This window comes from Streptacidiphilus rugosus AM-16, assembly GCF_000744655.1.
Classification (GTDB): Bacteria; Actinomycetota; Actinomycetes; order Streptomycetales; family Streptomycetaceae; genus Streptacidiphilus; species Streptacidiphilus rugosus.
In genome coordinates this window covers 1,252,633-1,275,780 of the sequence record NZ_JQMJ01000004.1, presented here as the reverse complement: position 1 = coordinate 1,275,780, position 23,148 = coordinate 1,252,633, and the positions used below count along the sequence as shown (strand labels likewise).

Below are 23,148 nucleotides of genomic sequence, written 5' to 3'. Positions count from 1 at the left end.
CACCACCGACTGCTGCCACCCGTTGAGGGGGAGACTGTGCTGCTCATCCGCTGCCCCTGGTGCGGGGAGCGCGACGAGGTCGAGTTCCGCTACGGCGGTCAGGCCAACGTCGCCTACCCGGCCGACCCCGAGGCCCTCACCGACGCCGAGTGGGCGGAGTACCTGTTCGTCAGGGACAACCCCAAGGGCGCCTTCGCCGAACGCTGGGTCCACACGGCGGGCTGCCGCCGCTGGTTCTCGGTGGTCCGCGACACCGTCAGCTACCGGATGACCGCGACGACGGCGACGACGGCGACGACCGCGACGACGCCCGAGGCCGCGCAGTGAGGCGGCTCGACACGGGCGGCCGGGTGGACCGCTCCGCGCCGCTGCGTTTCACTTTCGACGGCGTCGCACTCACCGGTCTGCGCGGCGACACCCTCGCCTCGGCGCTGCTCGCCAACGGCCGGTGGGGCGCCGCTCCGAGCCAGTACCGCGGACGGCCGCGCGGCGTCGTCGCCGACGGAGTGGCCGAGCCGCACGCGCTCGTGCAGGTGCTGCGGCCCGGCGCGGCCACCTCCGAGCCCATGCAACTCGCCACGACGGTCGAGCTGGTGGAGGGCCTGGAGGCCTGGAGCCTTCGCGGACGCGGCAGACTCGAAGGCCCGACACCGCGGACCGCCGGCGCCGGCTACGACAAGATGCACGCCCACACGGACGTGCTCGTCGTCGGGGCCGGCCCGGCCGGACTGGCCGCCGCTCTGGCGGCGGGCCGGACCGGCGCGCGCGTCGTGCTCGTCGACGACCAGCCCGAGCCCGGCGGCCGACTGCTCTGCGGCCACGAGACCGTCGACGGCCTTCCAGGGCCGGACTGGGCCGCACGCGTCGCGGCCGAGCTCGACTCCCTGCCGGACGTGAGGGTGTTGCTCCGCACGACGCTGATCGGCTACCACGACCACAACCACCTCACCGCCGCCCAGTCCTTCGACGGCCCCGCGCCGGGAAGACCGCAGCAACGGCTCTGGCACATCCGGGCCCGGCAGGTGGTCCTCGCCACCGGCGCACTCGAACTCCCGATGGTCTTCGCGGGCAACGACCGCCCCGGCGTGATGTCGGCGGCAGCGGTGCGCGGCTACCTCAACCGCTACGGCGTCGCGCCCGGCAGCCGGGCCGTCGTCATGACCACCAACGACCACGCCTACGCCACCGCCCTCGACCTCGCCGCCGCAGGGGTCGCCGTCGCCGCCCTGGCCGACACCCGGCCCGAACCGCCCGCCGAACTGCTCGACGCCGCACGGAAGGCCGAGATCGAGGTGCTGACCGGCTCCGCCGTCGTGGCCGCCGAGGAGGACGTGGCAGAGCCTGACGGCGGCCTCGCCGCCGTCAGGATCGCCCCGCTCGACGCGACCGGCGCCCTCGCCGGACCCGTCCACCGCGTCGCCTGCGACCTGCTCGCCGTCTCCGGCGGCTGGGCCCCCGCCGTCCAGCTATGGAGCCAGGCACGCGGCACCCTGCGCTGGGACGAGCGACAGGCGGCGTTCCTTCCCGACGTGTGCCCGCAGGCGGCGGTCAGCGTCGGGTCCGCGAGCGGCAGCCACGCCCTGGCCGACTGCCTGGCCGAAGGCGCGGACGCCGGGGCGCGGGCGGCGGCCGCCGCGGGCCACGCGACCGACGGCCCGCCGGAAGACGTCCCGCCCAGCGCCGGCGATCCCGCGCCCGCCGCGCCGCGCCCGCTGTGGCTCGTGCCGGGGGAGAGCGGCGGACCGGGCGACTGGCACGACCACTTCGTCGACACCCAGCGGGACGCCACCGTCGCCGACGTCGACCGGGCGATCCGCGCCGGCATGCGCTCCGTCGAGCACATCAAGCGCTACACCACCATCGGCACCGCCCACGACCAGGGCAAAGCAGGCTCGGCGATCAGCGCCGTCGGAGTGATCGCGGCGCTGCTCGGCGCCCGATCCCCGGGCGAGGTCGGCACCGCGACCTTCCGCGGGCCCACCGTCCCGGTCTCCTTCGCCCTGCTGGCGGGGCGCGAGCGCGGCGCGCTCTTCGACCCGTCCAGGACCACGCCCGTCCACCCCTGGCACGTCCGGCGCGGGGCCGTCTTCGAGAACGTCGGCCAGTGGCTGCGCCCCCGCTACTACCCGCGGCCCGGCGAGACGATGGACGACGCGGTGACGCGCGAGTGCCTGGCCGCCCGCGAGGGCGTGGCGGTGATGGACGCCTCCACCCTCGGCAAGATCGACGTCGTCGGTCCGGACGCGGGCCTCTTCCTGGACCGGATCTACACCAACGGCTTCGCCCGCCTGCCCGTCGGCTCCGCCCGCTACGGCATGATGTGCCGCGCCGACGGCATGGTCTTCGACGACGGCGTCACCGCCAGGCTCGCCGCCGACCACTACTACCTGACCACGACCACCGGCAACGCGGCCGCCGTGCTGGACTGGCTGGAGGAGTGGCTGCAGACCGAGTGGCCCGGGCTGCGGGTGCGCTGCACCTCGGTCACCGAGCAGTGGGCCACCGTCGCCGTCGTCGGTCCGCTCGCCCGCCACGTCCTCGCGGTGCTCGCACCGGAGCTCGACGTCTCCCGCGAGGCCTTCCCCTTCATGACGGTCCGACACACCACGCTCGCCGACGGCCTGCCGGCCCGGATCTGCCGGATCTCCTTCTCCGGCGAGCTCGCGTACGAGATCAACGTCGCCGGCACGCACGGACTGGCGCTGTGGGAGGCCGTCCTCGCGTACGGCGCTCACCTCGGCATCACTCCCTACGGCACCGAGACCATGCACGTGCTGCGCGCCGAGAAGGGCTTCCCGATCGTCGGTCAGGACACCGACGGCACGGTCACCCCGCTCGACCTGGGCATGGACTGGATCGTCTCCCGGCACAAGGACTTCGTCGGGAAGCGCTCACTGCGGCGTGCCGACACCGCCCGCCCCGACCGCCGCCACCTGGTCGCGCTGCTCCCCGAGGACCCCGGCGAACTCCTGCCGGAGGGCGCCCAGTTGGTCGAGCCGGGCGTCGACCTGGAGCGGACACCGGTGCCGATGATCGGCCACGTCACCTCCAGCTACCGCAGCGCGGCGCTGGCCCGCACCTTCGCCCTGGCGCTGGTCGCCTCCGGCCGCGAGCGCCTGGGCCGGACCGTGCACGCGCCGCTCGCCGACGGCCGCGTCGTCGCGGCGACCGTCGCCGACCCCGTCCTCTACGACCCGAAGGGAACCCGCCGTGACGGCTGACGACCTGCGCCGCAGCCCGCTGGCCGGAGTGAGCGGCGCGTTTCCCGCCGCGGGCGGAGCGGTGTCCCTGCGCGAACTGCCGTTCCCGGCGCAATTCTCGTTCCGCTTCCGGGACGCGCCGCTGCTGTCCGCGCCTGGCTCCGGTCCGGGGGGCCCGGGTTCGGATCCCGGTCCTGTTCCCGGTCCCGGCCGGTTCACCCGGATCGGTGAGCGGCTCGACGCGCTCCGGCTGGGTCCCGACGAGTGGCTGGTCGTCGGCCCTGACGGCGCGCAGGGGGCGATCCGGGATCTGCTCGAACCCGTGCTCGACCCCGAGTACGGCTCGCTGGTCGACGTCTCCGCCAACCGCACCGTGCTGGAACTCGCCGGTCCCGCCGCGCGGTCCGTGCTGGAGAAGGGCTGCTCGATCGACCTGCACCCGCGGGTCTTCCCGCCTGGCAGCTGCGTGCAGACGCTGCTCTCCAAGGTCCAGGTGATCCTCCGGCGGACGATCGTCGCGCCCGGACCGGCCTACCAGCTCTTCGTCCGCCCGTCCTTCGCCGACTACCTGGCCCGCTGGCTGCTGGACGCCATGGCGGAGTACACCGGCTGAGCGCAGGGGAGCAGGGCGGAGCACAACGGCAGGAGCGGCAGGCGGGCCCGGCGGTCCCGCCTGCCGTACGAGAAGCAGGCTGTCACAGAATTGCGGTGTGCCGCGCGCATATTCCACGCGGTTGACGGGCGGGACGGCGCGGGCGACCGCGCCGCCCCGCCCGTCGCTGCTACTGCTCGCGCAGACCCCACGGAGAGTCGTACGCGGTCAGCAGATCGAGGAACGGCTTCGGCGGGAACGCCTCGGGGCCGAGCACGCCCTGGCCGGACCAGGCGCCGGTGGCCAGCAGCTCCAGCGCGACGACCGGGTTGATCGCCGTCTGCCAGACGACGGCCTGCGAGCCGTACTCGCGCATCGACCACTGGTTGTCGACCACGTGGTAGAGGTAGACCTCGCGCGGCTGCCCGTCCCTGACGCCCTTGACCCAGGTGCCGGCGCAGGTCTTGCCGTGCATCCGCTCGCCCAGCGTCGCCGGGTCGGGCAGTGCGGCCGCGACGACGTCGCGCGGGGACACCTGCACCGGACCGTTCGCCGAGGGGACGGTCAGCGGCTCGGTGCGGTCCAGGCCGAGGGCGTGCAGGGTCTTCAGCTTGGCGATGAAGTCGTCACCCAGGCCGTACTTGAAGGTCACCCGCTTGGCGTCCACCCAGCGGGGCACCAGGAGGACCTCCTCGTGCTCCACGTTGACGCACTCCACCGGGCCGATGCCGTCGGGGAAGTCGAAGACCTCGGGCTCGCTGAACGGCGGGGTGGTGAACCAGCCCCGGTCCGCCTCGTAGACGACCGGCGGGTTCAGGCACTCCTCGATGGTGGTCCAGATGCTGAAGGACGGGGCGAAGTCGTAGCCTTCGACGGTCAGGTTGGCGCCGTCGCGGATGCCGACCTCCTCGATCTCGTCGAAGAGCTCGTCGGCGGCGTAGCGGGCGAAGACGTCCGAAAGGCCGGGCTCGACGCCCATGCCCACCAGCGCCAGCAGGCCGGCCTTCTCGTAGGCCTCGGCGCGGGCGAACTGGTCGTCGCCCAGCTTGACCCCGCACAGCTCGTGCGGGCGCTCGGGGTGCGGGTGCGACAGGGACATCGCCATGTCGAGGTAGTGCGCCCCGGCCGCGAGCGCGGCCTCGAAGAGCGGCAGCACGAAGCGCGGGTCCGTGGCGTTGAGCAGGACCTCGCAGCGCTCGGCCCGCAGCAGCGCCTCGACCGCGGCCTGGTCGGTCGCGTCCACCCGGGCGGCGCTGAACCGCTGCGCCCGCTCCTCGCCGAGCGCGGCGACGGCCGCCTCGGCGCGGCCGAGGTCGTAGTCGGCGACGACCATGTGGGACAGGAACGGACGGCGGGCGGCGATCCGCGTGATCGCGGTACCGACGCCTCCGGCGCCGACCAGCAGGACACGCATGGGGAACTCCTCGGTTGTGCGGATGTGCAGGGTCGATCAGGGCGGTTGAGCGGCCGCGTTCCCGATCAAACGCCCTGGCCGTGCCGAACGTCAATGGCGTTGGCATAAGGTGGACCATATGGCGAAACCAGTGGTCCAGGACGAGCAGCGGCGCCGGCGGCGGCCGACCAAGCAGGGCACGGTGCTCTCGCACGAGCTGATCGTGGAGACCGCGCTGCGGATGCTGCGCGAGCACGGCGCGCAGGGGCTGACCGCGCGCCGCCTCGGTCTGGCCCTGGGGGCGGACGCGAGTTCGGTCTACCGGTACTTCCGCGGCATGGACGAGCTCTCGCGCGCGATCGCGGACGAGCTGATGCACCGCGCGATGACCGGCTGGGCCCCGACCGGCGACTGGCGCGCGGACCTGCGCGCGCTGGGGCTGCGGGTGCACGCCTCCTACCTGGCGCACCCGCAGGCCGCGGTCCTCGCGGCGAGCCGGGTCAGCGGCCGGGCGCACGAGATCGCGGCGGACGAGGCCGTTCTCGGCCTGCTGCGCGGGGCCGGCTTCCCCGACCGGTCGGCGGTCAGGATCTACCACGTCTTCATCGACCAGAGCCTGGCGTTCGCCGCCCTCGACGCGGCGTCGCTGGCCCTTCCGGACGAGGCCCGCCGCGCCGACGAGGCGGTCTGGCAGGCGACCTACGCCCGGCTGCCGGAGCGGACGCACCCTCATATCGCGGCCACTGCGGAGCTGTTGGCCGAACGCATGAACGAGAGCGCGTACCCGTCGGCCCTCGACCTGCTGCTCGCGGCGGCGGCCGCGGAACTGCGGGCCGCGGAACTGGCGGCCCCGGAGCGGGCCGTCTCGGCGCGGGCCGCCGAGGGCGGGGCGGAGGGCTGAGCCTTACTCCGACCCCACGATGGCGGCGTTCAACTGCCGGCGGCTCTCGTCGAGGTGGCGTGCGGCGGAGCCGAGCTGTCCGGGTTCCGGCTGGTTGAGGTGCCAGCCGATCTCGTGCAGAGCCTCGATCGCGGCCGCGAGGGCCTGCAGCGCCGGGCCGTTGGCGGACATGGTGGCGCGGTCGGTGTTCAGCAGCAGCCAGTTCGTCCCGGCGAGCAGGTTCGTCAGGTAGATCCTGCGTCGCAGCGGCTCCTCGTCCTCCGGGGTGTCGTGGTGTTCCACATGCTCACTTCGCGGGTTCTCGGTCATGGCCGCCACCCTAGGCCTGTCTTCAGCCCCCGGGCCTGGCCCGCCACGCGCGGCCTTTCCCGGCCCGGGGCCTCTCGCGGCCTCCGGCCTGTCTTCGGCCCCGCCGGGCGCGGCCCGCCACGCGCGGCCTCTCCCGGCCCCCTCGGTGTGCTGTCGCGTCATCCAGGGACGGTACGAGGACGCCGCTCCGCCTCACAGCCGGCCGCGTCGGCCGACCGGAGCCGATCCGGCGCGGGTTTGAGGACAGCCGCGGGGCCTGGCCGGGGGCGGCCCGGCCGGGCTGGCACGTGCCAGCGGCAAGGCCGGTGGCAATCCGGATTCCTGAGCTGATCTTCTGCGTTCTCCCGTGCGGGGCAAGGGCTTTGGCGCACACTGGATCCATGGCGCAGACGACACCAGACCCCGCCAAACCGTACGGGGGCCTGTGGACTCCCCCCGAGAAGTACCTCGCGCCCGGCTGCAAGGGCGCCGAGCCCGGCGAGTCGCACACCTGCACGGTGGGGGTCCGCGTGATCGCCGGCAAACTGCACGGCTGTGAACACGAGTGCCACGACCTGGAGATCGCCCACCTCAGGGACGTCTCCGCACGGTTCGGCGAGACGATCACCTGACCGTCCCGCCGGACCGCGGCGGCATCGTCAGCCCGCCGTCATGCGTGCGTCAGTGCGGAATTCCGCTGATCACCTCGTGCGCGCCCTGCCGCAGCAGCGTGGCGGCGACGCTTGTGCCCAGCGCGAGCGGGTTGTGGTCCCACTCGTGCGCGTCCAGGCAGACCTTCCCGTCGAGGGAGAAGACCCGTGCCCGCAGCCCGAGCCGGCCGTCAGGCTCGGTCACGGCGTAGGCGCTGATCGGCGAGTTGCAGTGGCCCTGGAGGACGTGGAGCAGCATCCGCTCGGCGGTGGTCTGCCGGAACGCCTCCGGGTCGCCGATCGCGGCCAGCGCGTCGATCGTGGCGGGTTCGTCGGCGCGGCACTGCAGCACCAGGGTGCCCGACCCGACGGCGGGCATCATCCGTTCCACGTCGAGGACCTGGGCGATCCGGTCCGTCCGCCCGATGCGCTCCAGACCCGAGACGGCCAGCAGCAGCGCGTCGTACTCGCCGGCGTCGAGCTTGGCCAGGCGGGTGTTCGCGTTGCCGCGGCACGGCACCGGCTCGATGTGCGGCCAGTAGCGGGCCAGGTGGGCGATGCGCCGCACCGAGGAAGTGCCGACCCGCGCGCCGACGGGGAGCTCGTCGAGCGTGAGGCCCGCGGGCTGCACGAGCGCGTCGCGGATGTCGTCACGGCGCAGGTAGGCGGCGAAGGCCGTGCCCGCGGGCACCGGCCGGTCTCCGGGCACGTCCTTGACGCAGTGGACGGCCAGGTCCCAGTCGCCGCGCAGCAGCCCGTCGTCGAGCTCCTTCGTGAACGCGCCTTTCCCGCCCAGGTCGGACAGGGCGCCGGTCCAGCGGTCGCCGGAGGTGGTCACCGGGACGACCTCGGTCACGATGCCGGGATGCCGGGCGGCGAGCTCGGCCCGAACCCGTTCCACCTGTGCGAGGGACATCGGCGAGGAGCGGGCCCCGATCCGGAGCAGCTGAGGCACTGACATGCCTTCAGGCTAGCCCCTCCCGACCCGTCCTCGAGCGCACCCCTGCCACCCGCGACAGTGGTGCTGCCGTGACCTCGGCCGGACTGTCCGGCGGGCCGCCTCAGCCGGCCTCGTCGAGCAGCACGACCACGGGGGAGCCCATGGCGTGCGGCGCTCTGAGGGGCTCGGTGAGGTGGACGACGTAGGGGCCGACGCCGCGGCAGCTGTCGATCGCGACGATCTCCTCGTCGATCCTGGCCCGGCAGGGGACCGGAACCGGCTCGGTGAGCGGCAGGTTCCAGTTGTGCCAGTGGATCGGGTCGGACGGGTGCGCGGTGCTGACGGGGGCGACGGCGGAGGCGAGCACGGGGTTCATGGCAGAGCACCGTAGCGCTCGGATTGCGCCATGGGGAGGGTCGGGGTCCGTTTGATTTCCACTGGTCAAACGGCGGATGCGCGGCGATGCGGCGGATTTCCTTGGCTTGTACGGGCGCTGGCTAGGGACGGCCGGTCAGGGTGACGACGGCCGAGTCCGAGTCGTTGCCGTGCGGCGCCACGGCGGTGAGCACCACGTCGGAATGGTGCGTCCACGCATCGACCGACGCCAAGGTGTTCGCCTCGCAGGTGCCGGTGACCGGGTCGCCGCCCCAGTAGTCGCCCAGATGCGTGGTCACGGCCTTGAGCTCGACGCAGCCGGCCACCGACTCGACGTAGCCGCGCAGCCGGAAGCCGTGGTTCTCGCGGGTGACGACCAGGTCGGAGACGCCGTCGGAGGAGCCGTCGCCCGCGGTGGCACGGAGGTGCACGGACTGTTGCGGCAGTAGGTCGCGGGGAGTGGAGGTGGCGGCAGCGGCGGGGATGAGGACGCTGAGGGCGGCCGCGAGGGCGTAGCCGAGATGACGCATGCGGGGCTCCAGTGGTTGATCTTCGTTCAGCCAACCGACCCGAGCCCCGCACGGTCACGCGCCACGCGGGTGATCTTGCCTTTCGCCTCCGGCACGTCGCGTCAGGGCTTGGTCGGCCCGGGGATCACCGGCTGCGCCGGCGTGGACTGCGCCGGGGCGGGCTCCGCCTTCAAGGTCTCCATCGCGGCGTGGATCGCCTGGATCGCCGCGGCGGCGGCCGGGGAGGCGCTCGCGGGGACCTCGCCAGCGAGCGCGTGCTGCCACCACCAGAGGTTGTCCGCGACGGCGGTCGCACGCTCCGCCTGGAGCGCCGCGGCCGCGCCCTGCTGGGCGAACTGCACCAACTGCTGAGGTGTGTAAGGCATGTCATCCTCCTGAGGGTCGACTCCGGGCCAGTAGTCGGCCACGGAAGACAGGTCGTAGGGGCCGGGATCCGCGTACTGCTTGGCCACGGCGCCCGGGAAGATCGTCGGATCGCCGTCGTACTGTGCGATCCACCAGTGCGGTTCGGCCACGCCCTGGGCCCGGAACGCGGCCCGAACCTCCGGCCAGGTCGAGGAGTTGCAGTAGACCGTCGGGTCCACCCCCGCCGCACGGCGTGCCCGCACCCAGCCGGGCGCCTCTTCGGGCGTGGCGTCCCCCGTCTCGACGTCGAGGACGACGCCGATGTCGTGCGAGGAACTGACCGCGATCTCGACGATCGTGGCGTGGGGGAACCGGGAACGGAACGCCGCCACGTTGGCGTAGTAGCCGTCCCCGTACCCGGCGACCAGTGTCGCCCCGGCCGGGACGTTGGCCGCCGTGACGGCGTCGTACATGATCCGAGTCATCAGGCACTCGCCTTCCTTGCTCCAGAGGCGGGTATCTGACGTCGGCTCAGACATCTCCGACCCCACCCGCCCCGGCCGCCGCTCTGGCGTCCCGGCTCAGGACCATAGCGGCGGCCGCAGCACGCCGATCCGTCCGTCGAGCACACAACGAGGGCCCGGCGGCGGAAGCAACGACCCATCGGTCGCGGCGGCAACGAGCCTGCGCCGTGCGATCCGGGTGAGGCCGCCCACCTGCTGGTTCACCCGAGCGAGTGAGGTGCTGTCGCCGACACGAGGTTCCTCCTCCCGCCTTTGCCGGGTGGGCACGGGCTCATGGGGCAGGCTGCCCGCATGAGATCCCGAACAGGCGGCATGTGGTGGGGCACGACGATCGAGGCGCCGGACCCCGGCGCCCTGGCGAGGTTCTACGCCGAACTCCTCGGCTGGCGCGTCGGACACGAGGAACCGGGCACGGCGATCGTCGCCGCGTCCGCGCAGGGTCCGTTCCTCGTGTTCCAGCAGGCGGACGGCTACCGGGCGCCGGTCTGGCCTCCGGTGGCCGGGGAGCAGCGCCCGATGATGCACTTCGACTTCCAGGTCGGGGATCTGGACTCGGCGGTCGCCGAGGCCGTGGCCCTGGGCGCGGCCGTCGCGGAGTACCAGCCGCAGGAGCACGTCCGGGTGCTGTTCGATCCGGCCGGACACCCCTTCTGCCTGTGCCTGGACGAGGGCTGACCCACCCGCGGTCCGGCTCCTGGGCCCGCCCGGGGGCCCGGCCTCAGCCGCCCGGCCCGGCCTCAGCCGCCCGGCCCGGCCTCAGCCGCCCGGCCCGGCCTCAGCCGCCCGGCCCGGCCTCAGCCGCCCGGCCCGGCCTCAGCCGTCCGTCCAGCCCCAGGCGCGGGCCAGCCCCGTCAGCGTCCGGCAGGGCCAGCGGACCTGAGCGCCCTCGCCGCACTCCTTGCAGACCAGCGCCTCCGCCGGGGTGGGCACGGCCTCGTGGAGCGCGAGCAGGGCCCGCTCCGCCTCGATCCGCACCAGGACGGCCTCGGGCATGTGCAGGCGGATGTGGGCCTCGGCCGCCCGGGTCTCCGAGGTATGGACCTCCTGGCCCGCGAGCAGGAACTCGACGGGGTGGGCGGGGTAGAGGAACTGGGCCGGTTCCATCGCCGTCCGCGCCGTCTCCGCGGCGCGGACGTGGGCGGCACGGAGGAAGTCCAGCGGGTCGGTCGTCGCCATCCGCCCATTCCAGCACGCCGACCGGGTCCCGGCAGCGGGATCGCGGCCCGTGTTCGCGGTTCACCTGCGGGTCGGGGGGCCGGGCCCGCTCGGGCGGGCCGAGGCCTGCGGGCCGGGGCCGGCTACCTCGCCCGATGTCGGGCCGGGCGGCGAGGCAACCCCGGCCGCGTCGGCCGCGTGGACGCGTCGGACGCGGAGTCGGCCCCGGCCGTCCGCTTGGAGACCGGCCCGGCGGCCCGGCCGAGCGGCCGTCAGGAGGCCCGCACGCCCGCCGCCTCGTCGAGGAGGCGGGCCAGCTCGGCCGGCTTGGTGAACATAGGCCAGTGCCCGGAGTCGATGTCGGCGAACTCGACGTGCTCGGCCCGGGCGAGCTCCGGCACCTCGCCGGCGGCGATCCAGGTGCGGGCCTGCTCCGGGGTGAACTCCGGGCAGATGGCCAGGACCGGCACCTCGTAGCGGCGTTCGTCCGTCAACCGGACCACGCCCCTGGCCACCTGCTCCGGAACGGGGACGGCCGCGGCGGCGATGCGCTGCCGGAGTTCCTCGTCGAGGTCGGCGCTGTCCGCTCCCTCGAACGGGCCCCAGCCGGGGAACGGCATGACGCCGTCGCCGACCTCGAAGAAATCGGCGTACGACTGACCGTCCCCGGCCGGGAAGCCGCCGATCAGCGCCAGCTTCGCCACCCGCTCCGGGCGGGCGTCGGCGGCCAGCCAGCCGAGGGTGCAAGCCGCCGAGTGCGCCACGATCAGCGGCTTCTCCGTCTCCGCCGTGGCGTCGACGGCGGCCAGGACGGCCGCCACCTGATCGTCCAGCGTGGCGGCAGAGCGCCCGTCGCCCTGACCCGGCAGGGTCACCGGCCGCGGCCGGTGACCGAGCGCCTCAAGGGTCGGCGTCACCGCGTCCCAGGCGGAACCGTCCAGCCACAGGCCGCCGATGAGCAGGATGTCCACAGTGAGACCCACTTCCGATCCGAGTGCGTGAGGGGGAGGCCCGGGGCGCCGCGCGACAGGGTCGACGCGGCCGTTCCGACCGGGCTCTCCCATGCTAGGAGCGATTCAGGACGATCGGCTTCCTGATTGCCCGAGCCTCTGCCTAGGCTGTCCCCGTGCAGACCGGAACCAGTCCCACCGCCCGCGCGCTGCGCACCCTGGAGATCCTGCGCACCCGCCCCGGCACGACCGCCGAGCAGCTCGCGGAGAGACTCGGGGTGACCGACCGCGCCGCGCGCCGCTACGTCGCGATCCTTCGCGAGGCCGGCATCCCGGTGGACTCGGTACGCGGCCCGCACGGCGGCTACCAACTGCGGCGCGGGACCCGGCTGCCGCCGGTGAGCTTCACCCAGAGCGAGGCACTCGGCCTGGTCATGGCGGTGCTGGACGGCCGACCTGCCGCCACCGACCCCGGCGACCTGGTCGGCTCCGCCCTCGGCAAGGTCATCCACGCGCTGCCCGAGGGCGTCGGCCGCCAGGCGGCAGCCCTTCGCGAGCACGCGGCGGCCGCCCCCGACCCGCACCCGGCCTACGCCGACCCGGCCGTCACCAGCGCTCTGGTCGACGCGATCGCGTCGCGCCGACGCGTGACGATCAGCTACCGCAGCGAGGCCGGCAACGAGTGGCAGACGGAGGTGGACCCGTGGGCGGTCGTCGTCCGCCGCGCGCGCTGGTACCTGCTCTGCCGATCCCACCGCGCGGACGCGGTGCGCACCTACCGGATCGATCGCGTCCTCGCGGCCGAGGAGACGGCGACGGGGTTCGTGATGCCCGAGGACCTCGATCCGGTCGCCCTGCTGGAACAGCACCTGGGCACCGGCTGGGCCTTCCCCACCCGCGTGCTGTTCGACGCGCCGACGGAGCAGGTCGCCCCCTGGATCGAGCCGCCGATGGGCCGGCTGGAGCCGGTGGGCGAGGCCGGCGAACGCTGCCGCCTCGTCGGCAGCACCCGCAACCCGGCGATGTACGCGCAGGAGTGGCTGGCGGCGATCCCGCACGCCTTCCACATCGAGGCCGGCCCGGAACTCCGCGACGCGGTGGCCGCCGTCGCGGCCCGCTTCGCCGCGGCGGTCTCCGATCCGCGACCGCACTGACGCGGGCGCGATGCCGCCGACGGAGCAGAGTTGACCCTGACGCAGCGTCATGCCACATAGTCGACGACGTGGAAGAGCACATCACCGTGGGACGTGCGGCCGAGCTGACCGGCGTGACCGTTCGCACGCTGCATCACTACGACCGGATCGGCCTCGTGCAACCGTCCGCGCGGACCGCGGCCGGGTACCGGGCCTACTCGGCGGCCGACGTGGAGCGGCTGCGGGAGGTGCTCGCCTACCGGCGGCTGGGCTTCGGACTGCGCGAGATCGCCGCCCTGGTGGACGACCCCGCCACCGACGCCGTCGCACACCTGCGTCGACTGCGCGGCCTGACGCTGGAGCAGCGCGACCGCGACGACGCCATGGCGCGGGCCATCGACAGCGAACTGCGGGCGCGGGCCATGGGGATCAGGACGACACCGGAGGAGCAGCTGAAAGTGTTCGGAGCCCAGTTGTACGACACCATCGGGGCCGCCTATCCCGCGACGCGGAGCACCGACCCGCGGATCGCCGCCAGAATCTGGGACGCGCTCGGCGACGCCCGGACGGTCCTGAACGTCGGAGCCGGCACCGGTTCCTACGAGCCCCCGGACCGCGAGGTCACGGCGGTCGAGCCGTCGGCGGTGATGCGGGCGCAACGTCCCGCGGGAGCGGCGCCCTGCGTCGCGGCCTCTGCGGAGAACCTCCCGTTCGCGGACCAGTCCTTCGACGTCGCGATGGCGGTCAGCACCGTTCACCACTGGCGCGACCCGGCCGCCGGGCTGCGCGAGATGCGGCGCGTGGCGCGCCGCGTGGTGGTCTTCACGTACGACGCCGGCGCCCCGGGGTGGCTCGAGCGGTTCTGGCTCACGCGCGACTACCTGCCCGAGTTCGCCGACCTGCTCGTCGGCTGGCCCTCACTGGCCGACCTGACCGGGACCATCGGGGGCCGCGCGGAACCGGTGCTCGTCCCGTGGGACTGCGCCGACGGTTTCTTCGAGGCCTACTGGCGTCGCCCCCAGGCGTACCTGGAGGAACCGGTGCGCAGGGCGGTGTCGGTCTGGACCCGCGTCGGTCCAGAGGCCGAGCAGCGGGCGGTACGCATGCTCCGCGATGACCTCGCCTCCGGCCGATGGGCCGAGCGCAACCGCGACCTCGTCGCCCTGGACGCGGCCGAGCTCGGCCTCCGTCTGCTCGTGGCCTGAGACTCCGGCGGCGGCGCGGCGTTCAGCGGTGCGTGAGGACCGCGACGTCGGAGCCGAAGCCCACGGCCAGCCGTCCGTCCGGGGCGAGGGACAGGGCGGTGATGTCGGCGGGAAAGGCGTACTCGCCCGTGCGCTGCCCGGTGTCGACGTCCCACATCCGAACGGTTCCCCGACGGTTCCCGGTCGCGACCACGAGGCGGCCGTCCAGCAGTCCCACGGCCCCGGCCCGAACCGGGTCGGCGTGCCCGGTCATGGGCGGGCCGATCTGTTCGCCCGTGGCCACGTCCCACAGCTGCGCCGCCTCCTTGTACCGGCCCGTCAGGACGAGGTGGCGGCCGTCGAGGGTCTCCAGGGCCAGGGCCCCCGTCTGCCGCGGCTTCACCCCGATCCACCGGCTCGCGGTGAGGTCCCACACGCGTCCTTCGTCGGTCACGGCGACGAAGCGGTCGTCCAGAGCCGCGAAGAACGTGACGTACCAGCCGGCGTACTCCGTCGACGTCGGGCCGGGCAGTTCCTCGCGGGTGGACAGGTCCCGGAGCCGTACGTCCTTGTTCAGGTCGCGGGTGAGGAGGGTGGGCCGGCCCGCCACCGTCCCGGTCGTGAGCAGGCTCGGGCCGCGGGGATGGTCGACGAGGGGCTCGCCGAGCTGCGTCCCTTCGTCCAGATCCAGGATCCGCACCGTCGGGCCCGTGCCGGAGGCGACGACGACGGGACGACCGTCGACCACGGCCGTGGTGACGTGTCGCACGAGCTCGGAACCGTCGGCCGGTGCGGCGGCCGACTCCCGTTCCGCGTCCAGGTCCCAGATGCGGACCGATCCGTCCTCGCCACCGGTCACCGCGAGATGACGGCCTCTCAGTCGCACGGCCGCGGTTCCCGGCACGGTGCGCACATGGCCGGTCAGCGGCGGCTGCAGAGGCTTGAGGGTGGACAGATCCGCCACGTGGACCGGTCCGCGAAGGGCGAAGGAGACGAGCGCCGCCGGGCGGCCGTCGAGCACGGTCAGGGCTGCCGACGTCGGCAGCACGGACGGAAGGGGGTCGCCCACCGGTTCGCCCGTGCCCAGGTTCCACCGGTACAGGGCGTGGGTGGCGGCGCCGAGGGCCATCGGGTGCTCGAAGGTCGGGTCCGTCGCCAGGAGGCTCGTGAGGGCGTCGAGATCCATGGTGCCGCAGTCGGGCGGCGCGGCTGCCTCGTGGCGCCCGTCTCCGTCCCCGGCGCCGGCGCGGGTGGCCGGGACGCCGACCTCTTCTCCCGTGATCAGGTCCCACACTCGTACGGTTCCCTCGGCGTGGCCGGTGACGGCGACGGGACGTCCGTCCGCCACCGCCGTTGCCAGCGCGCCGTGGGCACCGGTTGGGATGCTCACGAGCTCGGCGCTCCCGGTGCGCGCAGCCGGGTCCCACACCCGGACCACGCCCCCGGTGCACCCGCAGACGAGGACCGGGCGTCCCTTGACCACTCCGACGGCGAGCCGGAGGACCTTGGAACCGTCGTCGGGGCGAAACAGGAGGACCGGTTCTCCCGCTGCGAGGTCCCGGACCCGGACGACTCCGTCAGGCCCGGCGGTGGCGGCGATGGGGCGGCCGTCCAGGACGGTTGCCACCAGTGCTGCCACCGCGCCCGCGTGATCGGTCGCGACCGCGCCGAGCTTCCGGCCCGTGGCCAGATCCCACCAGTGCAGCGTGCCGTCCTTGCAACCGGCGACGGCGAGGCCACCGTCGTCCACGACCACGGCTGCCACCGCAGCCACGGGGGCCGGAGCCGGCAGGGAGTACCGCAGCCGGGGGTCCACCCCCCTCCCGGTCGCCCACTCCACGACCCAGGACCCGCTCGTTTCCTGACCGACCAGCACCTCGGTCAGGCACCTCGCCAACTCCCGGTCACCGCAACGGGCCGCGTCCAACGCCAGTGCCTGCCGCCGCACTTCCGCGCCGGCCTCGCGATGCACGTGCCCGGACAGCCGGTACACCGCGGCTGCCGACTCCGCCGCGGGGCCGACAGCCCCGTCGAGCGCGGCCTGGACCTCCTCGGGATCGCCGTGCACCAGCCACGTCGGATCGGCCAACCACCCATCCGCCGCGGCGGGTTCACCGGCTGGAGCGCTGCTGTCGAGATCACGGGACATGTCCGGCACCCTAGCCGCCGTCATGCGCGCGGATGCAGCGGTTGCGGCGGTCACCGCGCGGACCCGCCGTGTCGTCACTGCATCCGCTGGACGCGCGGGTGGTCCCACGAGGCCTCGCAGACGTACAGCTGGAGGCTGTAGCCGCGGTTGATCCAGAGCTTCGTCGCCCAGGCGGGGCTGATGTCGTCGTGGAGCGGAGTGGTGGACTCCTCGACCGGCCGCCAGCTGGGATCCTCGTCGTCCCATTCCCAGTCGGCGATGGTCAACAGCGGGCGGAGGTTCGAGCCGCACTCGGCGCAGGCGAGAGGAACCGCGTCGGTGAGCGACCAGCGCACATGTCCGCCGGCCTTGCAGCCAGGGGCGACGCTGAGGTGGTCGTGGTAGCTCGACCCGTGCCGTCCCTCCCACGCCTCGATCCGCTGCCGCAGCTCGCGCGGCAGCCCGATCACGTGGGGGTACTCGGTGACGGGCTCGGGATGCAGCACGCAGGGCTCGGGCAGGTAGTTGCGGTGGCTGACCACCGAGGGCTGCGGCGCGTCGTCGAGCGGGTCGCGGACCTCGGCCGCGGTGCGCCAGCGCAGCACGGTGCGCGGTACCCAGGGCTCGTCGTGGTCGGTGAAGGAGCACCACAGAACCTGGAGCAGGTCGGCGCCGTCCGGGCAGGGGAGGCCGGGGACGTCAGCGGCGTACAACTGGGCCACGGGCAGCAACGGCAGCGGACCGTCCTGGGAGATCTCCTCCTGGTGGGGGATCCGCCGCAGCAGGGCGCTCACGTCCTCGCCGGACCGCGCCCGCCGGGACAGCAGCCGCCTGACCCGCCGGGCGTTCTCGGGCGTGGTGCCGACGTGCGAGGGACCGGCGTGGTCCGGGCAGACGGGCCACGGTTCGTCGGCCGGCCACAGGAGCGGGCCGCCGACAGAACTGACCGCCGCAGTGGGCCGACCGGCGCGCGGGTGCAGCCGCACCGCGGTTCGCGCCAGCGGCGCGAGTTCCGGGAAGTGCCGGCCGATGTCGACCGGACGCGGAGGAGTGGTCCGTACCATGGCCGGAGACTACGCCGGGGCACACGCTCAGCGGCAGCGATATTGGGTTCAGGGCGCTGGCTGCAGCCAGCGCCGCGCTGCGGCGAGACTCACCTCGACGTCATCGCTCCAAGAGCAGACCTCCAGCCATGAGAGGTAGCCGCCTTGCGCGAAGATCAGGACCTCGCCAGGGCACTCGCCGGTTTCGGTGCACAACTGCACGTCGGCAGCCACGACTGTGCCGGGGCCCGTTGGTGCGGGCTCCACCGCGTCGCTGTCGAGTGCGAAGTAGGCAGTGCCGCACCCGCACTTGCAACGGGATTGCACCCTGAGTTGGGGTACCTGCCGTCGGAGGGCGACGTGAACGGGCTTGTCCGGGTTCAGGATGAGGTCAAGCACGTCGGCTACGTCCTCGGGCAGGCTTTCAGTCATCGCGCCACCGTAGCTGACCGACAGCTTTGGGCTTCGGCCGGTTTCCGGGTCCGGTCGACCCGACGCTCACAGGTTCCGGGCCGGATCGGCTGCTCGCGGCAGCGGGCCGGCCTTCGAACCGTGAGTGCGGGGTCGCGAACCCGCTCGAATCCTGATGAGGAATGATGCCCGCCGGACCAGCACAAGGAGATGCGAGGCAGCAGTGACCGATGCAGGAGCGATCGACCTGATCCGCCTGGAGGACGCAGATGGCAACCACTGCACCGTGCGCGTCACGGGCCGACAGCCCGGCCTGCCGGCCAGCCACGACGTTCTACGAGCTGAGGTGCTGGCGCACGCCAGCTTCATGGATGCCCGTCTGGAGCTTCACCTCTTCCAGCAGGACCTCGATGCCTGGGAGGACGAACTGAGCCGAATCGCCCCCGGCGAAGGTGCGCTCATGGGCGGGGATCGTGGGTTGAACCTGCTCTTCCACATGCAGGAGGACTGCTCCTTGGTCCTGACCATCAATGATCCCGACCGGCTCAGCGCGATGCTGTGGATCCGACCGCCGGAGAGCTGGATCCCCGAACACCGGCACCGACTCGAACAAGTCCGTCAAGCCTGGCCCCCCGAAGCCCCGTAGACGGCCCGCATCACCAGTTTGCGGTCAGAGGCGACGAAGGTCCAAACCCTGCACCTGCCACTTGGCGGCCGCCCGAGGCCCTGTACCGATACAAACCGCCAGAGCCCATCGCATGCCCGCTTCCAGGAGGCCCCGCCTGGCTCCGGGATTCCCCCCTCTCACTGGCGTGCGGGTGGCAGGGCATACTCCTGCCATGTGGATGGCTGAGATCTTGGTTGGGGCGATCACCCTGCTGGCAGTCGGGGCTTCTGTGACCAAGGCGCGTGGAGGTCAGTGGTTGGCTGCTCTCGGCTTGTTGCTGCCCATCCTCGGGACGGATCTCATGCTGGCCGGGGTCACGAACCATTCTGCAGCTCTCTGGGGGACCGGGATTGCGCTGGGGCTTCTCGGGTTTGCCTGTGCCGCTCCCGCCATGCGGAGGAGTTGACCGGCGGGTGGGAGCGGGGTTGCAGACCGTTCGGTGAATCGGCTCACCATGCCTCTTGACCTGTACAGCAGCCCCCGGCCGGGCGTTGCCGATCAACGCGGCATCCGATACAACCGTCGCATGACAGACCGACCCCGAGGCGCTGCCTGTACCAAGGACCGAGCCGGGGCGGCCTTCGCCTGGGCGGTGGTCTACTTCGCGGTTCAGAGCATGGCGCTTGACTGGACGAAGCAGGCCGTACCGGACTACGCCTACACCGCCGCCTGTCTTGTCGCGGCCGGGCCGGCGTTCCTCGTGGCCTTTGCGGTGCAATGGACCATGAAGCGGCGTCCGTAGCTCAACTGCGCGCTCGAAGCTCGGGAAGGCTCACCCGGATCCTACGTCTGATGCCCCGACAGCTCATCGGCGAAGGATCACTGTGGGTGGCTTTGAGATGAATCCCAACCAATGGCGACCGCCCAGGTGACTCCCGGGTCGGCGGTCACCTTGAGCAGATTCGCCGTTGTCCCGAGCGGCGACTCGAAGGCGTTGTCACTGCCGTCAGGGCGGTCGGAGCACGGTTCGGTGTAACTGCCCAGAGGCCCGGCATCCACCACGAGAGTGCCCGTCCCCTGGCACTCCGTCGTCACCCAGGTCGTCCCGGCCGGGATCTTTCCCGGCAGCGGGACCTGAAGGTCGCCGGTACGTCGACCGGTGCTGGCCAGTATCTTCTCGCCGGCCATCGCGCTCGCCGGATCGGACCAGTCGACCTGAGGCGACCGTCCGCAGTCCGAGTGCTGCTGATCGTGAAACGCGCACACCGTGGCCTGGCCGGGGATGTCGACGGTGTGCCGGTAGCCGTCCGAGAGGTAGTCGACGGTGAGGCCGTCCAGCGTGGCGGTCTCGTTGCCGGTGTGCTCGACCTGGACGGCGAGTTGCGCCTTGCTGTCGGCGGTACAGATGATCGAGACCGTCTGCTGCCTCTCGGGGTGGTAGCCGGCCGCCGCCAGCGTTCCGTTCCCGCCCATGGCCGAACCGCCGACCCAGGGTCGGACGGCGAAGCCCCGGATCGCGAGGCCCCCTTCACTCCGGACGGGACGGACACCGGTGACGGTCACGGTCCCCGGCTGATCCAGGCAGAGGGAGAAGTCCGCGACGACGAACGGTGCGTGAGCCACCGATGGCGGGAGGCCCAGACGGTTGCCCTGACCGGACAGGCGAGGTCCGTTGTCGGTGAGGGCGTAGTAGCCGACCGCGCCCAGGACGAGCAGGGCGGCCGCGCCGCCGCTCATCCACACCCTTCGGCGTCGACGCGGCACTGCGCTGGGCCCAACGGTGTCGTCCCGGTTGGAGGGTGACATTCGGTCCTCTGATCACATGGTGGTTCGGGGACCGTCTTCCTATCGTGGTCCGACCGGGAGATCAACGGCTTTCGTGTCACGTTTTTCCAGCTCATCCACGGTGCAGCGCGACTCGACCGCCAGCCCGGCCCACAGGTGGACGGGCCGGTTCCGTGGAGTAGGCTTCTCCGAGCGATGGGGTCGCCCGCACGGTAAAGGACGGGACCCGGGGTGCGGACTGGGTCGTCTGCCCCATCGCAGCCAGCGGGTTTACGGACGGCGTGGCCGCTCGGATGCCGTAGGGACAGGTGGGGGTGTGGGCGTGAATCAGGATGAAGCGCTTCGAACTGCGGTTGCCCTCCTCCACCAGAGCCGACGCGACGACGAACCGGAGCTGGCCGTCGACGCCGACAGGGCGCACATCCAAGACGGCTTGCTGATCGTCCCCTACAACTCCACCACGTACCTGGCCTCCCGCAACGTGCGCGACCAGCTCCTCGACTGCTGGCCGATCCTCGTCGACCTCACGACGGGCCAGGCCCGCTTCGGCCGACTCCACGAACGCCATCTGTGGCGGGGCAACCGAGCGTAGGCAGACCCGCCGCGTCGATTGCGGGACGGCGGCGAGAACATCAAGGCTCTGAGCGCGGCTCTCAGCTCACCTGATGCCAAGGGCGACAAGCGGACGCGCGCTCTTTCGAGGGCTGACGGCCCGTGCCGGAACTCCTTCGAGCTCCGGCACGCCCCGCCGACCAGCCGTTCCGTCAGCCCATCTCCTCCAGGGCCTTGCCCTTCGTCTCCTTGATGAAGAAGTAGACGAAGGGGATCGACAGCAGTGCGAAGCAGGCGTAGATCACGTAGGTCGCCGACAGGTTCCAGTCCGCCATGGTCGGGAAGCTCACGGTGATCAGCCAGTTGGCGATCCACTGCGCCGAGGCGGCCACCGAGAGGGCCAGGGCGCGGATCTTGTTCGGGAACATCTCGCCGAGCAGGACCCAGACCACCACGCCCCAGGAGAAGGCGAAGCAGAGCACGTAGATGTGTGCCGCGACCAGGGCCACCGTCGCCTGCGTGTTGGCCAGCGTGGCGCTGGTGCCAGTGCCGACGCGGTAGGAGAAGGCCCAGGCCGCCAACGAGAGGGTGATCGCCATGCCGACGGAGCCGGCGAGGGCGAGGGGGCGGCGGCCGATGCGGTCGACCAGGACGACGGCGATGACCGTGCCGACGATGTTCACCAGGGAGGTGGAGACGCTGATCAGCAGCGAGTTGCTGGCGTTGATGCCCACCGACTGCCAGAGCAGGGAGGAGTAGTAGAAGATCACGTTGATGCCGACGAACTGCTGGAAGACCGAGGCCCCGATGCCGATCCAGACGATCGCCTGCAGGCCGAAGCGCCCGCCCATCAGGTCCTTCATGCGGGGCTTGTGCTCCGTCGACATCACGTGCTGGATCTCCGCGATGCGCGCGTCCACGTCGGTGCCCGGGGCTTCCACGTCACTGAGGACCTTCTTCGCGGCCGTCAGGTCGCCGGAGGAGATGAGGTACCGCGGCGACTCGGGGATCGCCAGCGAGAACAGGCCGTAGATGAGCGCGGGGATGGTCTCCGCGCCGAGCATCCACTGCCAGGCCTGGATGCCGGCCAGGTGGTCGTTGGGATTGCCTCCGGCGGCCTGGTTCAGGGCGTAGTTGATGAGCTGGGAGATGAAGATCCCGAGCACGATCGCCGCCTGCTGGAACGAGGCCAGTCGGCCGCGTACCGCCGGGGGTGCGACCTCCGCGATGTACGCCGGAGCCACCACCGACGCGATGCCGATCGCGATGCCGCCGATGACGCGCCACACGCCCAGCATCACGATGTTCGGCGGGAACATCGTGCCGAGCCCGCTCGCGGCGAAGAGCAGGGCCGCGATCTGCATCACCTTGATGCGGCCCAGGTGGTCCGCCATCCAGCCGGCGCAGACCGCGCCGACGGCCGAGCCGAGCAGTGCTGCCGAGACGACCAGCGAGGTCTCGCCGTTGCCGACGCCGAAGTGGTGCTGGATGCCGGTCACGGCGCCGTTGATGACGGCGCTGTCGTAGCCGAAGAGGAAGCCGCCCATCGCCGCGGCCGCGGCGATGAAGACGACATGCCCGAGGTGACCCTCGGCGGCGGAGGGCGATGAGGATCGCGTGCTGGACAGTGGGGGCTCCCGATCGTGCGCGGCGCGGATGATCCGTCCGGGCAGCCTAGGAAGCGGGTTCGCCGGGGCGGCGCAGGCGCGGCGCGCGGCGGACCGTCCAGGACGAGAGCTCACCCGAACGGAGCACGATCGGTGACGCTGTGACGCTGATTCAGCGGGGCGTAGCGGACCCGGGAACGGTCACGGGCAGGGGCGGCCGTCGTCTCAGTCGCGCTTGAGGCGGGCCGAGACCGCAGCGTCCAGGGGAAGGCCGCGTGCGTCGAGACCGGTCCTGACCCGGGCCGCGAGCTCGTCGTCCTTGTGGCTGTCGTACTTGGCCTTCGCCCGGACCTCGTCGATCCGCAGGCGCAGTCCGCGGATCGAGGAGAGCATCCGTCCGAACGGAGGTTCCCCGGGGACGATCGGCCGGTGCGCGGACTCGGGCTGGAAGCGGGCGTACTGGCGGTCCATCAGGGCCGCCTTCTCCTGCGGGTCGTCGACGACCGTCGCGGTGCAGAGCAACTGCACGGAGCTGTAGTAGCTGGTCGGGACGCCGTCCTCGGGGGTCATGTCCGGGGTCGCGCGCCAGGTGCCGGGGATGAACGCGTAGTCGTCGGTGACCGCGAGCACGACCTGCGGGTCTGCCTCCACGGCGGCCCAGAAGGGGTTGGGGCGGGCGAGGTGCAGAATGACCTCGGCGCCGCCGTCCCAGGCGAAGTGGGTCGGCACCAGCACCGGGGGCCCGCCCGCCGGGCCGTTGGCGGCCAGGGTGCCGAAGTCGCGCGGCGCGAGCCAGGCCCGCCAGGTCGCCTCGTCGGCCTGGTCCCACGGATGGATGAGCATGACGCCCCCTGA

25 protein-coding genes are annotated in these 23,148 nt (G+C 72.5%); 11 read left to right on the top strand and 14 right to left on the bottom strand.

Features of this window, described 5'->3' with window-relative positions; genetic code table 11:
• The first annotated feature begins 36 nt into the window (after positions 1 to 36).
• The 3 genes from BS83_RS14925 to BS83_RS14915 are packed head-to-tail and all read left to right on the top strand — an operon-like array spanning position 37 to position 3,813.
• Entirely contained in the window at positions 37 to 327 is a 291-nt protein-coding gene (locus BS83_RS14925) for a sarcosine oxidase subunit delta (RefSeq protein ID WP_037604328.1), read from the top strand.
• Positions 324 to 3,221, top strand: a complete 2,898-nt coding sequence (locus tag BS83_RS14920; protein WP_037604327.1) for a 2Fe-2S iron-sulfur cluster-binding protein — start codon at positions 324 to 326, stop codon at positions 3,219 to 3,221. The genes BS83_RS14925 and BS83_RS14920 overlap by 4 nt, the downstream gene beginning before the upstream one ends.
• Complete coding sequence (locus BS83_RS14915) at positions 3,211 to 3,813, top strand: sarcosine oxidase subunit gamma (protein WP_037604326.1); 603 nt, start codon at positions 3,211 to 3,213, stop codon at positions 3,811 to 3,813. The genes BS83_RS14920 and BS83_RS14915 overlap by 11 nt, the downstream gene beginning before the upstream one ends.
• Positions 3,814 to 3,982: 169 nt before the next feature.
• Here BS83_RS14915 and BS83_RS14910 read toward each other — a convergent pair whose 3' ends face one another.
• On the bottom strand, positions 3,983 to 5,206 hold the full coding sequence (locus BS83_RS14910; protein ID WP_037604325.1) for a saccharopine dehydrogenase family protein: 1,224 nt from the start codon (positions 5,204 to 5,206) through the stop codon (positions 3,983 to 3,985).
• 118 nt (positions 5,207 to 5,324) lie between these two features.
• On the opposite strand from BS83_RS14910, the gene BS83_RS14905 reads away from it, so the two are divergent.
• The gene (locus BS83_RS14905) at positions 5,325 to 6,086 is read left to right on the top strand and encodes a TetR/AcrR family transcriptional regulator (RefSeq protein ID WP_084713502.1); all 762 of its coding nucleotides are present in this window, start codon (positions 5,325 to 5,327) and stop codon (positions 6,084 to 6,086) included.
• A 3-nt stretch (positions 6,087 to 6,089) separates the two neighbouring features.
• Here the strand turns inward: BS83_RS14905 and BS83_RS14900 are convergent, their stop codons facing one another.
• A complete protein-coding gene (locus BS83_RS14900) occupies positions 6,090 to 6,395 on the bottom strand; it encodes a hypothetical protein (protein ID WP_157597186.1) in 306 nt (101 codons plus the stop codon).
• Between the two features lie 380 nt (positions 6,396 to 6,775).
• Here BS83_RS14900 and BS83_RS14895 point away from each other — a divergent pair, with 380 nt between their 5' ends.
• Positions 6,776 to 7,006 carry a hypothetical protein gene (locus BS83_RS14895; protein ID WP_037604323.1) on the top strand — a complete coding sequence of 77 codons (231 nt, stop codon included), beginning with the start codon at positions 6,776 to 6,778 and terminating at the stop codon, positions 7,004 to 7,006.
• 49 nt (positions 7,007 to 7,055) lie between these two features.
• Here BS83_RS14895 and hemC read toward each other — a convergent pair whose 3' ends face one another.
• The 4 genes from hemC to BS83_RS41840 form a co-directional block, all read right to left on the bottom strand.
• The gene (gene hemC, locus BS83_RS14890) at positions 7,056 to 7,985 is read right to left on the bottom strand and encodes a hydroxymethylbilane synthase (RefSeq protein WP_037604322.1); all 930 of its coding nucleotides are present in this window, start codon (positions 7,983 to 7,985) and stop codon (positions 7,056 to 7,058) included.
• A gap of 100 nt (positions 7,986 to 8,085) precedes the next feature.
• Positions 8,086 to 8,340 (bottom strand): hypothetical protein, encoded by a 255-nt coding sequence (locus BS83_RS14885; RefSeq protein WP_037604321.1) that lies wholly within the window; start codon positions 8,338 to 8,340, stop codon positions 8,086 to 8,088.
• Between the two features lie 121 nt (positions 8,341 to 8,461).
• Positions 8,462 to 8,869 carry a hypothetical protein gene (locus BS83_RS14880; protein WP_037604319.1) on the bottom strand — a complete coding sequence of 136 codons (408 nt, stop codon included), beginning with the start codon at positions 8,867 to 8,869 and terminating at the stop codon, positions 8,462 to 8,464.
• A 101-nt stretch (positions 8,870 to 8,970) separates the two neighbouring features.
• On the bottom strand, positions 8,971 to 9,699 hold the full coding sequence (locus BS83_RS41840) for a glycoside hydrolase family 25 domain-containing protein (RefSeq protein ID WP_051943069.1): 729 nt from the start codon (positions 9,697 to 9,699) through the stop codon (positions 8,971 to 8,973).
• Between the two features lie 330 nt (positions 9,700 to 10,029).
• On the opposite strand from BS83_RS41840, the gene BS83_RS14870 reads away from it, so the two are divergent.
• A complete protein-coding gene (locus tag BS83_RS14870; RefSeq protein WP_037604318.1) occupies positions 10,030 to 10,413 on the top strand; it encodes a VOC family protein in 384 nt (127 codons plus the stop codon).
• Between the two features lie 138 nt (positions 10,414 to 10,551).
• On the opposite strand, the gene BS83_RS14865 is transcribed toward BS83_RS14870, so the two are convergent.
• Together BS83_RS14865 and BS83_RS14860 are read right to left on the bottom strand one after the other, a co-directional pair.
• The gene (locus BS83_RS14865; protein ID WP_037604316.1) at positions 10,552 to 10,914 is read right to left on the bottom strand and encodes a DUF6221 family protein; all 363 of its coding nucleotides are present in this window, start codon (positions 10,912 to 10,914) and stop codon (positions 10,552 to 10,554) included.
• A gap of 251 nt (positions 10,915 to 11,165) precedes the next feature.
• The gene (locus BS83_RS14860; RefSeq protein ID WP_037604315.1) at positions 11,166 to 11,864 is read right to left on the bottom strand and encodes an alpha/beta fold hydrolase; all 699 of its coding nucleotides are present in this window, start codon (positions 11,862 to 11,864) and stop codon (positions 11,166 to 11,168) included.
• Between the two features lie 155 nt (positions 11,865 to 12,019).
• Here BS83_RS14860 and BS83_RS14855 point away from each other — a divergent pair, with 155 nt between their 5' ends.
• Together BS83_RS14855 and BS83_RS14850 are read left to right on the top strand one after the other, a co-directional pair.
• Positions 12,020 to 12,997, top strand: a complete 978-nt coding sequence (locus BS83_RS14855; RefSeq protein ID WP_037604314.1) for a helix-turn-helix transcriptional regulator — start codon at positions 12,020 to 12,022, stop codon at positions 12,995 to 12,997.
• Positions 12,998 to 13,065: 68 nt separating this feature from the next.
• On the top strand, positions 13,066 to 14,181 hold the full coding sequence (locus tag BS83_RS14850) for a MerR family transcriptional regulator (RefSeq protein WP_037604313.1): 1,116 nt from the start codon (positions 13,066 to 13,068) through the stop codon (positions 14,179 to 14,181).
• A gap of 22 nt (positions 14,182 to 14,203) precedes the next feature.
• Here the strand turns inward: BS83_RS14850 and BS83_RS14845 are convergent, their stop codons facing one another.
• From BS83_RS14845 to BS83_RS14835, 3 genes are all read right to left on the bottom strand, one after another.
• Entirely contained in the window at positions 14,204 to 16,249 is a 2,046-nt protein-coding gene (locus BS83_RS14845) for a WD40 repeat domain-containing protein (RefSeq protein ID WP_037604312.1), read from the bottom strand.
• Positions 16,250 to 16,383: 134 nt separating this feature from the next.
• The gene (locus BS83_RS14840) at positions 16,384 to 17,352 is read right to left on the bottom strand and encodes a hypothetical protein (RefSeq protein WP_037604311.1); all 969 of its coding nucleotides are present in this window, start codon (positions 17,350 to 17,352) and stop codon (positions 16,384 to 16,386) included.
• A gap of 48 nt (positions 17,353 to 17,400) precedes the next feature.
• Positions 17,401 to 17,763, bottom strand: coding sequence for a hypothetical protein (locus BS83_RS14835; RefSeq protein ID WP_037604310.1), 363 nt, complete (start codon positions 17,761 to 17,763; stop codon positions 17,401 to 17,403).
• Positions 17,764 to 17,965: 202 nt separating this feature from the next.
• On the opposite strand from BS83_RS14835, the gene BS83_RS14830 reads away from it, so the two are divergent.
• Together BS83_RS14830 and BS83_RS45430 are read left to right on the top strand one after the other, a co-directional pair.
• Positions 17,966 to 18,388 carry a DUF5959 family protein gene (locus BS83_RS14830; protein ID WP_037604309.1) on the top strand — a complete coding sequence of 141 codons (423 nt, stop codon included), beginning with the start codon at positions 17,966 to 17,968 and terminating at the stop codon, positions 18,386 to 18,388.
• A 547-nt stretch (positions 18,389 to 18,935) separates the two neighbouring features.
• A complete protein-coding gene (locus BS83_RS45430; RefSeq protein WP_157597184.1) occupies positions 18,936 to 19,151 on the top strand; it encodes a hypothetical protein in 216 nt (71 codons plus the stop codon).
• A 77-nt stretch (positions 19,152 to 19,228) separates the two neighbouring features.
• Here the strand turns inward: BS83_RS45430 and BS83_RS14820 are convergent, their stop codons facing one another.
• Positions 19,229 to 20,086 (bottom strand): hypothetical protein, encoded by an 858-nt coding sequence (locus BS83_RS14820; RefSeq protein WP_037604307.1) that lies wholly within the window; start codon positions 20,084 to 20,086, stop codon positions 19,229 to 19,231.
• 370 nt (positions 20,087 to 20,456) lie between these two features.
• On the opposite strand from BS83_RS14820, the gene BS83_RS14815 reads away from it, so the two are divergent.
• Complete coding sequence (locus BS83_RS14815; RefSeq protein WP_037609023.1) at positions 20,457 to 20,726, top strand: hypothetical protein; 270 nt, start codon at positions 20,457 to 20,459, stop codon at positions 20,724 to 20,726.
• A gap of 172 nt (positions 20,727 to 20,898) precedes the next feature.
• Here BS83_RS14815 and BS83_RS14810 read toward each other — a convergent pair whose 3' ends face one another.
• Together BS83_RS14810 and BS83_RS14805 are read right to left on the bottom strand one after the other, a co-directional pair.
• On the bottom strand, positions 20,899 to 22,314 hold the full coding sequence (locus tag BS83_RS14810; protein ID WP_037609022.1) for a sugar porter family MFS transporter: 1,416 nt from the start codon (positions 22,312 to 22,314) through the stop codon (positions 20,899 to 20,901).
• 204 nt (positions 22,315 to 22,518) lie between these two features.
• Positions 22,519 to 23,136 (bottom strand): FMN-binding negative transcriptional regulator, encoded by a 618-nt coding sequence (locus BS83_RS14805; RefSeq protein WP_037604306.1) that lies wholly within the window; start codon positions 23,134 to 23,136, stop codon positions 22,519 to 22,521.
• Positions 23,137 to 23,148 lie beyond the last annotated feature (12 nt).